Genomic DNA, 13,389 nt, shown 5'->3' on the forward strand with positions numbered 1-13,389 from the left:
GTGCGGCCATGCGCACACGCACGCGTTCGACGAGGCGCCGACGTGCGGCGCCTCGAAACGCCCACAAAGTCTCATCGGGCACCGCCCGAAGATCGGTCTCAAGCGTTTCCAGCGCCCCGAGCCAGCGCGACTTCCCGCACGCGTGGGTCCATAATTCATCGGCCGCCATGGAATCCCAGGACGGTACGTGCACGCCATTGGTGACATGACTAACCGGAACCTCGGCCTCAGGCCAATGAGGAAACAGCGGCTGAAAGATGCGCCGACTCACGGCACCGTGCAGGCGACTGACGCCGTTTACCGCAGCGCTGCCATGCACCGCCAGATAGGCCATGTTGAAGGGTTCTTTCCGATCCCCAGCATCGGCACGGCCCAGGGTCAGCAAGGTCTCGATGCCGACCCCCAGGGAAGCGGCATAGTCACGGAAGTACCGGCTGAAGAGCCCCGGATCGAACCGGTCGAATCCCGCCGCCACCGGCGTGTGCGTCGTAAACAGGTTGCCACCACGCGTACAGTTCAGAGCAGCCTCGAACGAAACTTCTTTACTATGGTTCATGAATGTACGCACTCGCTCGAGGATCGCGAACGCCGCATGACCCTCATTGAGGTGGCAGACGGGGCAGTCCAGACCGAGCGTATCCACCAGCCGCCAGCCGCCGATCCCGAGCACGATCTCCTGCTGCAGGCGCAGCTCGCTGCCGCCCCCGTAGAGGTCGCTGGTGATGCCGCGATCCCCGGGGGCGTTGAGCGGGTCGTTGCTGTCGAGCAGGTACAGCCAGCGGCGCCCGACCTTCACCTGCCAGGCCCGCAGCCGCAGCGTGCGCCCGGGCAGTTCCACCGACACCTGCACCCACTCGTCGTCGGCGTCGCGCAGCGGCACCACCGGCATCATGGTCGGGTCGTTGTACGGGAAGAACTCCAACTGCTCCCCCTGCGGATCCAGCGCCTGCCGAAAGTAACCCTGCTGATAGAGCAGGCCGATCCCGAACAGTGGCACGCCCAGATCGCAGGCGGTCTTGAGGTGGTCCCCGGCGAGCACGCCGAGGCCGCCGGAGTAGATTGGCAGCGACTCGCTCAGACCGAACTCCATGCTGAAGTAGGCCACTGCCCCGGCGAAGCCCTCGGGGCGAATCCCATCGAACCAGGTCTCGGCGTGCAGGTGCGCCTCGCGCGCGGCGAGCTGTCGGTTGAGGGTTTCGAGAAAGGCCGCATCCCGCGACAGTTCGTCGAGACGGCGTTCCGACACGGTCTCCAGAATCAGCCAGGGGTTACGGGTGGCCGCCCAGAGATCCGGGTCGACCGTGCGCCAGAGTTCGTCACCGCCATGGTGCCAACTCCAGCGCAGGTCCGCGGCCAGGATCGCCAGACCCTGCAGCGCCTCCGGCAGCGACCGTGCCACGTAGTGCGTCATGGGCATCGCCGTTCCCTCCCTCCGCCGGCCCGCCGCGGCGCCGGGCATCTACCGTTCATAAGGCCACTCCCAATCGGTGAACTCGGGCCGGTCGTAACCTTCCTGCGATGCGAAATGGATGCTCGAGATGATCTCGTTCTTCATCCGCTCCTTGACGTGCGCCCCGGCCACCTGCAGCCGGGGCACGCGATCGATGACGTCGATCACCAGGTTGAAGCGGTCGATCTGGTTGCGGATGGCCAGTTCCATGGGCGTATTGATGTTTCCGTACTCCTTGTACCCGCGTACGTGCAGATTGCGGGAGTTGGTGCGCCGGTAGGCGAGCTTGTGGATCAGATAGGGATAGCCGTGGAAGTTGAACACGATCGGCCGGTCGCGCGTGAACAGGCTGTCGAAGTCGCGATCCGAGAGCCCGTGCTCGTGTTCACTCTGCGGGAGCAGCCGGAACAGGTCCACGATGTTCACGAAACGCACCTTGAGATCCGGGAAGTGCTCGCGCAGCAGCGCCGTGGCCGCCAGCGACTCCATCGTCGGCACGTCGCCAGCGCAGGCCATGACCACGTCCGGCTCGGCGCCGGCGTCGCTGCTCGCCCAGTCCCAGATGCCGACCCCCTTGGTGCAGTGTTCGATCGCCTCGTCGATCGAAAGATATTGCAGGTGATGCTGCTTGTCCGCGACGATAACGTTGACGTAGTTCGTGCTGCGCAGGCAGTGATCGCCGACCGACAGCAGACAGTTGGCGTCCGGCGGCAGATAGATGCGCGTGACACGGTGGCTCTTGTTCGTCACCAGGTCGAGGAAACCCGGATCCTGGTGCGAGAAGCCGTTGTGGTCCTGGCGCCAGACCGTCGAGGTGACCAGAAGATTGAGCGAGGATATGCGCGTACGCCACGGAACGTCGAGACACTTCTCGAGCCACTTCGCATGCTGGTTGAACATCGAGTCGATGACGTGGATGAAGGCCTCGTAGGACGACAGGAGGCCGTGCCGTCCGGTCAGCAGATAGCCCTCCAGCCATCCCTCGAGTGTGTGCTCGCTGAGCATCTCCATCACGCGCCCGTCGGGCGCAAGGTATCCGCCGTCCGCGTCCTCGGGCAGAATCTCCGCCATCCATGTCTTACCCGTGACCTCGTATAGATCGTCGAGTCGGTTCGACGCAGTCTCGTCCGGACCGAATACGCGAAAGGTATTCATATTCTGGCGCATGGTATCGCGCAGAAAACGCCCGAGTACACGCGTATTTTCTACTCGTATCTGGCCTGGCTGTGTCAACTCGACGGCGTAGTTGCGAAAGTCTGGGAGCCGCAGTGCCTTACGCACCAGACCACCGTTGGTCACCGGGTTGGCGCTCATGCGCCGCGTACCGGTCGGCGCCAGTGCCCGCAACTCCGGGATCAGTGCCCCATCCGCGTCGAACAGTCGTTCGGGTTGGTAACCGCGCAGCCAACGCTCGAGCAATGCTAGATGCGCCGGGTCGTCATGGACGTCGAACGGCACTTGGTGCGCACGCCAGAATCCCTCCAGCCGGTGACCGTCGATCTCCTTCGGGCAGGTCCAGCCCTTGGGCGTGCGCAGCACGATCATCGGCCACTGCGGCAGGCCCTGCAGCCCTGTGCCGCGCGCCTGCTGCTGGATCCCGCCAATCACCTCGAGCACTTCATCCAGCGTCGCCGCCATGCGCTGATGCATCGTATCGGGATTGTCCCCCTCCACGAAGTACGGCTTGTAGCCGTAGCCGCGAAACAGGCTTTCGAGCTGCTCGTGCGGGATGCGCGCGAGGATGCTGGGATTGGCGATCTTATAGCCGTTGAGATTGAGGATCGGCAGCACGGCCCCGTCGCGGGCGGGATTGAGAAACTTGTTAGAGTGCCAGGAGGTAGCCAGGGGTCCGGTCTCGGCCTCCCCATCCCCCACCACCACCGCCACGACCAGATCGGGCTGGTCGAAAGCCGCGCCGAAGGCGTGCGACAAGCTGTAGCCGAGCTCACCGCCCTCGTGGATGGATCCAGGGGTCTCCGGGGTGCAGTGACTACCGATGCCACCTGGAAACGAGAACTGCTTGAGGAATCTCCGCAGCCCCTCCTCGTCACCCCCGTGGTCCGGATACACTTCCACATAGGTTCCTTCCAGATACGCCTGCGAGAGCATGGACGGCGCGCCATGGCCGGGCCCCGACACAAAGATCATATTGAGGTCGTCGCGTTTGATAAGGCGGTTCAGATGTACCCACGCGAAGGTCTGGGCGGGATCGGATCCCCAATGCCCGAGCAGCCGCTTCTTGATGTGCTCGATCCTAAGCGGTTCCTTGAGCAGCGGGTTTGCCTTGAGATAGAGCATGGCGGCACACAGATAGAGACTCGCGCGCCAGTAGTTGTCCATCCTGCGCAGTTCGTCCGGCGCCAGCGGCCCGGATCCAGTGCCCGTTTCCGTCATCACTGACCTCCTCGTTCGGTTCCGATGTCCCTGCCGGCGCCCGCGGGCATGCATGCCGGCACGCCGGTTTGAACCGCCGGCGCTCGTCCCGGCGCCCTCGCACCCGGAGTCGGCTACATTACAAGTTTACCGTCGCGCCGCGCCCATGCGGTTGACACCGGTCAACGCGGGTAGGAATACTCCGCCATCGCGCCGCGACATGCAGTGCCCGCAGTTACAGGCCGGGCGCGCAAAAACCTTCGCCTCCTGTTACGCCCGCAAATGGTGCGAAAACCACCACCGCCCCGACGTTCAGGCGGTAACCCCACCGATGATGCGCTTGACCTCCTCGCCGTCGATCACCTCCTTCTCCTGCCGCACCTTTGCCAGCGCCTCCAGCGCCTCTCGGCGCTGCTCCATGATCTCCCGCGCGCGTGCGTGCCCCTCCTCGACCAGGGCGCGGACTTCCGTCACGAGCGTGTGCCCCGACTCGTGGTAGGCCACCCCACGCGTCTCCTCGGCGTTGAGGGCGCGGTGCTTCTTCTCCGCACCGGCGATCACGCGGTCGATGGCGGCCTCGAAATCCGCCATCGCGATCTCATCGTGCCCCTCGCGCACGGCGCGGATCACCGCCTCGTTGGCGATGTTGGCCAGATCCACGCTGACGAAGCCGGGCGTGCGCTGCGCCACCACCCGCACGACACCGCGGCGATGCGCATCTCCCGCGTGTGGAGCCGCAGGATCGCGGTGCGCACCTGATCCTTCCGCACGTACTGCAGGGACTCGCTGTAGGAGGTCTCGCGCGCCTGCTGTGGTGGTTTCGTCTGCCAGAAGTAGAGCAGGCCCAGAAAGAGCAGCAGATAGACCAGCAGATAGACCAGCAGATTGAATCCCGGCCGCCGCCAGAATTTTTGCTCCTCCGGCGGCCGGATCTCGATGCGGGGCTTGTCCTGCGACGATCCGCCCTTCGGCGACTTTCCCTTCTTATCCATCGGCAACCCTCGGCGGCGAGGAACCGGGCGCATCCGACCCGGCGCCGCCCCAACGTACCAGGGCGTCTCCGGTCGCGGCAACCACGGGGTGAACCGGCGCGGTCAGGCGCGGGTGACTGCCGAACTGCAGGCTCGCGATATCGGTCGCCGTCGCCCGCAACTGGATCGCGATGGCAATGGTGTTCAGCAACTCGGCCGTCGTCGCCCCGCCGGTGACCTGCCCGCCGAGCAGGCGCTCGCTGACGCGGTCGAAGAGCAGGCGGCAGTGGATCTCGCGCGTCCCGGGCATGGTCGCAGGGTGGTGATCGGGCAGGCGCACGCTGCCGGCGACGACCGAGAAACCGAGGGCGCGGGCGGTCGCCTCGGTGAGCCCGGCGACCCCGAAGGCGAGATCCGCGATCCGGCTCGCATAGACGGCGATGGTCCCCGCGTTGGCGCGCAGCAGGCGCAGGCCGTAGAGGTTCATCCCCGCGATGCGCCCTTCGGCGGCGGCCTGCGAGGCGAGCATCGCGTGACTGGCATGGCGCGTGAAGAAGTCCTGCTTGTGGGCACAATCGCCGACGGCGGAGATCGCGGGATCCTCGCGGCTGCGCTGGAAACCGTCGACCCATACGCCGCCCGAGCGCGAGAGGGTGAGACCCATGCCCTCGGCGAGGCGGGTGTTCGGCCGTGCGCCGAGTGCGACGAGCGCGGCGTCGCAGGGAACCAGGGTCCCATCGCTCAGGCGTACCCCGCCGACGCGGTCCCCGCCGTCGCCCGCTTCGAACGCAGCGACGCCCGTGCCGGTGTGCAGCTTCACGCCGATCTGCCCCAACACCGCCTCCACCTGACGACTGACCTCCGGGTCGAAGGAGTTCGCGAGCGGATGGGGCTGCTGCTCGATGAGGTGCACCTCGATGCCGCGCTTGCGCACCTCCTCGGCGAACTCGACGCCGATGAACCCGCCGCCGACGACCGCCAGCGTCTTGACGGACGGCAGATCGACGGAGAGCAGGCGATCCAGATACTCGTAATTTTTGTGGATCGCGAACACCCCGGACAGCTCGCGTCCCGGGATCGGCGGCAGGACCGGCTGCGAGCCGGTGGCGAGCACCAGGCGCTCCCATCGAACGCGCCCGGTACGCCCGAGCACCGCGCTGCGGTCCGCTCGGTCGACGGCCACCACGTGATCCACGACGAGCTGCCCGCCGGTCGCGAGAAACGGGGCCCGTCCCGCCAAGTCCTCGTCCGTCCCCCCGAGCGTGCCGAAGATGTACGGGATCCCGCAGGGCACCACCGCGTCGGCCTCCGGGCGCACCAGGGTGACCTTTTTTCCGGGCCAGGACTGCGCCGCCGTGATCCCCGCCATCATGCCCGCCGGACCCCCGCCGACAATCAATACGTCCGTCTCCGATTCCACTTCACCCCCCTTACCTACAAAAGCTGGACATCTCCCCGAGCCGGACGCCCGGCGGCACTCACGATGCGCCGGAGAGCAGCCGGTGCGTGTGGCGCGCGATCATGCGGTCCTCGTCGGTCGCCATCACGAGCACCTCGCACGGCGCACCGTCGGTCGAGATCCGCCCCGTGCCGCCCTGGTTACGCGCCGTCTCCAGGCGCACGCCGAGAAACTCGAGGCTCCGGCAGGCCGCCGCCCTCACCGACGCGGCGTGCTCGCCGATCCCGCCGGTGAACACCAGCCGGTCCAGGCCGCCCAGAACCGCCGCATAGGCTCCGATCCGCTTGCGCACCTGGTAGGCGAACAGCTCCACGGCGAGCGCCGCGCGCGGATCGCCGCGCGCGGCCAGCAACGTGGCCATGTCGGCGCTGCGGCCCGAGACGCCGAGCAGGCCGGACTCGTGTTCGACGAGGCGCTCGACCTCCGCCGGGCTCCGCCCGCGACGCAGAAGATAGAGCAGTACACCCGGATCGAGATCCCCGCTGCGCGTCCCCATCATGATTCCGCCGGCCGGCGTAAAGCCCATGGTGGTGTCGACCGCGCGAGCGTCGCGCACGGCCGTGAGACTGGCGCCGCCGCCCAGGTGGGCGATGACCAGCCGCCCCAGCGCCTTTTCGCCGAGCGTCTCGACCACGTATTCACAGGACAGCCCGTGGAATCCGTAGCGGCGCACCCCCTCCTGCCACAGCGCTTCCGGCAGCGGCAACCGTTGCGCCAGTTCCGGGAGACCGCGGTGAAAGCCGGTGTCGAAACAGGCGACCTGCGGATGCGCCGGAAAGCGCGCCGCCGCCGCACGGATCGCCTGCAGCGCCGGCGGCAGGTGCAGCGGGGCGAGCGGCACCACCGCATCGAGATCGCGCAGGAGCTGCGGCGTGATCCGCTCCGGGGACCGGTGCGCCGCGCCGCCGTGCACCAGCCGGTGCCCGATCGCGTCGGGGGCCGGGAGCCCGCGGCGCTCGAGGATCGCAAGCACCCCGCCCAGCGCCTCGGTGTGCGAGGCGGCCTGAAAGGGCGCGGGCGCCTCCTTGTCCCCGCCGCCCCCCACGTGCAGTTCGCCGGCGGGCTCGCCGATCCCCGAGGCGACGACCTCCAGCCGGCATTCTTCGCCCCCGGACCCGAACCGGTAGAGGCCGAGTTTGATCGAGGTCGAACCCGTGTTCACGGACAACACATTGGGTATCCCGCTCACCGCAGCCCCCAATAGACGTAGAGCAGCGAAAGCACGAACGTTCCGACCAGCCAGGCCGCCGCGGGCGCCACCGCGCGGTTGCGCGACAGGCCCAGCGCATACCCGGCCTTGAGCAGATTGTTGCTGCCGGCGGCGATCAGGACCGCCGCCTCCAAGGCCGCCTCGGCGACGTGAAACTTGCCGGCGAGGAGCGCAAGGATGAAGGGGTCGATGTCGGTCAGCCCCACGCCGAAGGAGAGCACCTGCAGTCCCCCCGCGCCGTAGCCGCGCACCACGAAGTGAGTCAGGCCGGCGAAGAGCACGAACAGGCCCGCGAAGAGCACCGCCGTGGAGAACTCCAAGGGGTGTCGCGGCGCCTCCGACGGCGCTGGCGTGCCCTCGCGGCACGCACCCTGGTAGATCCACCACGCGACGCCGAGCAGCAGCAGGAACAGGACGGCGAACGGCACCGCCAGGCGCTCGGCGGTGACCCGGTGCCCCAGCAGGGCGATCAGTACCCACAGGCGCAGATACATCATCGCGCTGGCCACCGCGATCGCCGATCCCGTCACGCGGGCGCCCTCCCCGGCGCCGTGCGCGCGCCGCCCGAGGACCACCGTGGCAGCCGTGCTCGAGTAGAGACCGCCCAACACCCCCGTGAGCAACGCGCCCCGCGTCGGGAAGAAATAGGTCTGGGCGAGGTAGCTCAGATAGGAGATCGCCGAGACCACGATCACCGCGAGCCACACCTGATAATAGGTCACGGTGACGAACGGCGCGATCTGGCGCGCCGACAGGACCGGCAGGATCAGGCCGGCCATGATCAGGAACTTCACCAGCGTGGTGGCCTCGTTGCTGCGGAAGGCGTCGGAGAAGCGCCGGATACCGGGCTTCTCGCCGAGCAGCAGGAGCACCACCACCACGTAGAGGATCAGCAGCCACATCGGCTCGCGCAGGGCGAGCGGACCGATGCTATAGACGAGCAACGCGATCAGCGCCGGCAGCAGGCTCTGCTCGCCCTCCCGCAGCCGCGCACGATAGTGCAACGCCACCAGCACGGCCACGGCCACCAGCCCGACCGCGTAGAGGCGCAGACCGTGGTCGAGCAGCGCCAGCACGAATCCAAGGATCGCCACCAGGGTGAGCGTGCGCGTCGTGCCGAAGCCGAGGTCCCGGCCCGCGGCCCGCCGGTAGCTGTGCAGCTCGAGCCCGATGACGAAGCCGAACAGCGCCGTCAAGCCGAAGGCGACCGGTACCTGTGGCAGGGCGTCGAATATTCGCATCCGGACCGGCTCCGCGGGGGCGTCGCCGCCCCGCTGTACATCCCGTTCCCCGACCGGCCGCACCTCAGAACAGGCCGCGCGCCGCCTTGCAGATCCCCTCCGCCGCCATCGGGTGCTGGTCGGGGAATGCGGCCAGCTCGTAGGCGGAGCGTCGCCCGGCGACCGCGAGTCCGATCTCCCCGATCAGATGCTCGGCGTCGAGACCGACGACCCAGCCGCCGATCAGCCGCAGGGACCCGGCCTCGAAGAACAGGCGGATGCCGCCCGCAGTCTCGCCCAGGATCTGCGCGCGCGAGTCCTCCGCGAACGAGTAGGACGCCTCGATCGTCTCGATGCCGCGCGCCGCGGCCGCGTCCCGGGTCAGTCCCACGACCGCACCACCCGGGAGCGTGAACACCGCCATCGGCACCGCATCGAAGTCGAAGTAGTCGAGCGGCCCCTCCCCACCCAGGATGTTGTGGGCGGCGACCAGGGACTGGCGCACCGCGGCATGAAACAGGGGGACGCGCCCGTTCACGTCCCCGCACGCCCACAGCCCCGGGACGCCGGTGCGCATCGCGGCGTCCACCTCCACACCCGCGGGCCCCAGGCGCACGTCCAGATCCGCGAGGCCTTCCGGATAGACGGGGCGCCGGCCTGCCGCCAGCAGGACCCGGTCCGCGGACCGCTCCTGTTGCGCCCCTCCGGCCTCGAAGACCACGCCGTAACCCGATCCTCGTTCCTCGATGCGCAGCACCCGCGCCCCGGTCACGCATTCGATACCCGGGTCGAGCAGGGCCACCAGCTCGGCGGTGAACGTGGCGTCCATGCCGGGCAGCAGCCGCTCGCGCATCTCCAGGATCGTCACGCGACAGCCGAAGGCCTGAAAGAAGGAGGCCGTCTCCAGCCCGATGTACCCCCCGCCGATGACCACGAGCGTGGCGGGCAGATCCCGCAAGTTCGGATCGAGCGCATACAGGTCACGGCTGCTCAGGGCGAACTCCGTTCCAGGGACGGACGGTGTCGCGATCTCGCCGCCGCTCGCCAGGATCACGTCCGCCGCCCGAAACGTCACTTCGCCGCGGGCGCTCTCGACGACCACGGTATGCGCGTCGCGCAGCCGTGCGACCCCGCGGACCAGGCGCAGGCGCGCCCCGGCCCGTTCCAGCTCCTCGGCGTGTTGCCCGTAGCGGGCCCGCTGAACGTGATCCTTGTGTGCGACCACAGCACCGTAGTCCGGCGCCGCGACGGCGACGCCCGCCGCGGCGCCGAGCCGGGCCGCCTGCCGTCGCAAGGCCGCCATCTCCCGCACCGCCTTGGACGGCACGCAGCCTTCGGCCAGGCAGTTCCCGCTCATGACCCCCTTGGGGTCCACCATCACGACCCGGCGCCCGGCGCGGGCGAGTCGGAACGCGGCCGGATAGGCTCCGCCCCCGGCTCCGATAGTCAGTACATCCACATTTTCCATGGCCGCTCTCCGGTTACAGCGCCGCGACGACGTGAACGATCAGTTACACCCCGAGCGCCTCGGCCACGGTCCCCAGGGCCAGGTTGGGCCACATGGCCTGATACTCATGCTCATCCGGCGTGTCGATGAGGCGCCGGTTCCACAGAAATCCCCAGCTCACCAAGGCCACGATCGCGAGACCGACCGCGAGCATGGCGACCCCCGCGCCGCTGACACCGGCGCGTGGCGCCCTGCGATCCGCCGTGACCGCGCGTAATGAAGCGGACGAAGAGATCGAACTTCTCGATCACGAAGCCGAATGCCATCAGGGCGACTGCGGTACGGATCCAGGCGAGATACGTGCGCTCGTTGGCCGCGTGGCCGCGAAAGTTGGCGATCACGGCGGCGGATCGGCCGCCGGAGCGATCGCCGGCACAACCAGCACCGGCAACCGCCCGTTGCGCACCACGCTCTCCGATACGCTCCCGAGCAGTAGACGCTCCACGCCATGGCGTCCATGACTCCCGATCACCAGCAGATCCGCCTGCCAGCGTTCGGCGGCCTCCACAATGACCTCTCCGACGCCTCCTTTGGGTGCCGCGATCACCTCACTATCACCTTCCAGGCCCGCATCCTGCAGCCGTGCCATGCCCGTTTCCAGCGCCTTGCGGGCATCCGCCAGCAGTTCTTTGTGCCATTTCCCGCGATCGACCCAAGCTATCTCAGCCGCCGTGTAATCACTGACTCCCTCGTCCAGAACCACGACGAGCTTCAACTGGGCACCTTGATCACGGGCGATGACAAGCGCATGCTCCAGCGCCGCGACCGACGGTTGACTGCCATCGGTAGGAACCATGATACGATGATAAATGGCCATAGGGTTTTCCTCACAGCACCGAGTTGCACCGGGCATGTTGTTACCGCAGGTTGAAGTATGAAAAAAGCCTGACCTTGACGAAATCGGCAGCCACCATAAACCCGAGGACCGCTGCCAGCAAACCGAGCACGAGTGAAGAGGGGATCGCGGTCATCAGGACCCCCGATATTGCCAATGTGCTCACGACTATGATATCCAGCAATGAACTCAGCAGAAGCCAGTTGCTCGGGCGCGAGCGCCAGAAGTGACCGCGCTCGCGCACCAGATAGATGTTGCTCTGTCCCGTAAAGACGAGCATCACGAATATCAGGGTCTGTAGCTGGGGCAGCGGCAGGCGCAGCCAATCCCGGCCCGCGAAAAACACGCTGAACGATAGCGTCAACACCAGCGCCGCCAATACGCCTGCAGTCGTCATCAGAACCGGTATGCGCCAACGCTCCGGCCCCGCCGATGCCTCTGCGCGATCGGTCGCGATCGACATCGTGACAAAATCATTGGTAAACAACAACAGCACGATAAGCAGCGGCGTAACGACGAATACCCCGCTGGTAATCACACCGACACTCAAAAATATCGCGATCTCGAACGTCTTGATGATCTTATTTAGCGTATAAGTAAGCATCCGCTGATAGATGCGTCTGCTGCTTTCGATCGCAGCCACAGTGTCCTGAAGGCCCGGATTGGTAAGAACCACGCTGGCCGCCGCCTTGGCGACGTCCGTGGCGTTCGCAACTGCTACACCGACTTCGGCCTGTTTCAGCGCAGGCGCGTCATTCACCCCGTCCCCGGTCATTCCGACGATATCGCCTTGGCGCTGGAGCGTTTGCACCAACCGGTACTTGTCCTCCGGAAGCACGCCGGCAAACACCCCGCACGCGGGAACCGTCACCGCCATCGACTGTAGTGCCTCACGCGGACACACGTCCCCGCCGATCCCCACGCGAGCGGCGATCGTGCGGGCGGTGGCGATACCGTCGCCGGTCACCATTATGACATGGACCCCCAACTCCTGCAGCCGGGTTACCAGCGCCCGGGAATCCTCACGCGGAGGATCCTCGAGTGCAATCAACCCGATGAGTTCCAAGCCGTCGCCGCCGGCGGCGACGGCCAGGACCCGGTATCCCTCTGCCGCCAGTCGCTCGACCATTTCCTCGGCGCCCGCGGCCTCGGATGTCAACGGAAAGATTACCTGGGGTGAACCTTTGACCACGCGCAGCTGCCCCCCCGAGTGTTCGTATCGGGCTTCCGAACGCTTGGTCGCAGGATCAAAGGGAATGAACTCCAGTCGGCGTGGAAGGTCGCCCGATGCACCGCGGGCCTGTGCGGCCGTGAGGATCGCAAGGTCGATGGGATCCTGCGTGGCCTCGTCACAAGCCATCGCCGCTAGTCGGAGCAGTTCAGGCTCAGTAACCGTTCCGTGCGGACGCGCTGCGGCAAGCTCCAGCCGGTTCTCCGTGATGGTCCCGGTCTTGTCCGTGCACAACACATTCATCGCCGCCGCTTCTTCGATCGCTGACAGCCGCGTAACCAGGACTCCCTTCCGTGCCAGCTCTACAGCCCCCAACGCGGTGGCCAAGGTGAACGTTGCAGGCAGAGCGACCGGAATCGACGCGACGAGAAGGATCAATGCGAAAGTAAGGGTATCCAGCAACGGAAGCCCTTCACTCAATGCATAGCCCAAGAGTATGACGACCAGCACGGCATCGAGCGCCACCAGATATTTGACGATGGTGAAAATGATCGCTTCGATGTGGGTGACTGTTTTTGCTCTCTGCACCAGCTCTGCGGTAGTCCCGAAATAGGTACGGGTTCCGGTCGCCGTCACTACGCCGGTAGCCTCGCCACGCTTGGCTACCGCGCCCGCGTAAGCGCTGGCACCCGCTGTCGCGTCGACGGGCAGTGACTCGCCGGTGAGCGCGGATTGATCGAGAAGCAGCGCGCCATCCAGGATGCGGATATCGGCGGGCGCAATATCGCCCATGCGCAGATGCACGATGTCCCCAGGGACGAGATCCTGTGCCCGCAGCAGTCGCCAGTGGCCGTCACGCAACACCCGCGCCTGGACCGTCAAACGCCTCCTCAGCAGCGCCAATGCATCGCTCGCTCGCCGTTCCTGGACGAAACTCAGCGTGGAATTGAGCACCAGAAGTACGGCTATGACGATCGCCTCGGTATATTTTCCGAGCAGCAGTTCGAGTGGAATAGTGGCCTCGAGCATCCACGGCACCGGCGCCCAAAACTTGGACAGCAGCGCCTTCCATGCCGGGACGTGGACCTCCGGGACGACATTTGGACCGAACCGACGCAGCCCCGCCTCAGCCCCGGTGCTGGACAGGCCGTGTACCGCTGCCGAAGTATCTTCTCCATCCACGGAATTCATTT

Annotated in this window: 10 protein-coding genes and 1 pseudogene; all 11 read right to left on the reverse strand. The window is 66.7% G+C overall.

The window, feature by feature from the left end; genetic code table 11:
- Positions 1–7: 7 nt before the first annotated feature.
- Positions 8–1,411: pseudogene (locus tag B7Z66_11900) on the reverse strand (alpha-glucan phosphorylase).
- Positions 1,412–1,459: 48 nt separating this feature from the next.
- Entirely contained in the window at positions 1,460–3,844 is a 2,385-nt protein-coding gene (locus tag B7Z66_11905) for a phosphoketolase (protein OYV75660.1), read from the reverse strand.
- Positions 3,845–4,135: 291 nt separating this feature from the next.
- Complete coding sequence (locus B7Z66_11910) at positions 4,136–4,483, reverse strand: hypothetical protein (GenBank protein ID OYV75661.1); 348 nt, start codon at positions 4,481–4,483, stop codon at positions 4,136–4,138.
- Positions 4,450–4,815 (reverse strand): hypothetical protein, encoded by a 366-nt coding sequence (locus B7Z66_11915; protein OYV75662.1) that lies wholly within the window; start codon positions 4,813–4,815, stop codon positions 4,450–4,452. The genes B7Z66_11910 and B7Z66_11915 overlap by 34 nt, the downstream gene beginning before the upstream one ends.
- Entirely contained in the window at positions 4,808–6,166 is a 1,359-nt protein-coding gene (locus B7Z66_11920; protein ID OYV75676.1) for a pyridine nucleotide-disulfide oxidoreductase, read from the reverse strand. The genes B7Z66_11915 and B7Z66_11920 overlap by 8 nt, the downstream gene beginning before the upstream one ends.
- A 106-nt stretch (positions 6,167–6,272) precedes the next feature.
- On the reverse strand, positions 6,273–7,442 hold the full coding sequence (locus B7Z66_11925; GenBank protein ID OYV75677.1) for a hypothetical protein: 1,170 nt from the start codon (positions 7,440–7,442) through the stop codon (positions 6,273–6,275).
- A complete protein-coding gene (locus tag B7Z66_11930; GenBank protein ID OYV75678.1) occupies positions 7,439–8,704 on the reverse strand; it encodes a hypothetical protein in 1,266 nt (421 codons plus the stop codon). Before B7Z66_11930 ends, B7Z66_11925 begins: the two co-directional genes overlap by 4 nt.
- A gap of 64 nt (positions 8,705–8,768) precedes the next feature.
- On the reverse strand, positions 8,769–10,151 hold the full coding sequence (locus B7Z66_11935) for a dihydrolipoyl dehydrogenase (protein ID OYV75663.1): 1,383 nt from the start codon (positions 10,149–10,151) through the stop codon (positions 8,769–8,771).
- A 110-nt stretch (positions 10,152–10,261) separates the two neighbouring features.
- Entirely contained in the window at positions 10,262–10,531 is a 270-nt protein-coding gene (locus B7Z66_11940; GenBank protein OYV75664.1) for a hypothetical protein, read from the reverse strand.
- Positions 10,528–11,043: a hypothetical protein gene (locus B7Z66_11945; GenBank protein ID OYV75665.1), complete on the reverse strand. Its 516-nt coding sequence runs from the start codon at positions 11,041–11,043 to the stop codon at positions 10,528–10,530. The genes B7Z66_11940 and B7Z66_11945 overlap by 4 nt, the downstream gene beginning before the upstream one ends.
- 4 nt (positions 11,044–11,047) lie before the next feature.
- Entirely contained in the window at positions 11,048–13,387 is a 2,340-nt protein-coding gene (locus B7Z66_11950) for a plasma-membrane proton-efflux P-type ATPase (protein ID OYV75666.1), read from the reverse strand.
- Between the last annotated feature and the right edge of the window lie 2 nt (positions 13,388–13,389).

It is taken from the genome of Chromatiales bacterium 21-64-14, from assembly GCA_002255365.1.
GTDB lineage: Bacteria > Pseudomonadota > Gammaproteobacteria > 21-64-14 > 21-64-14 > 21-64-14.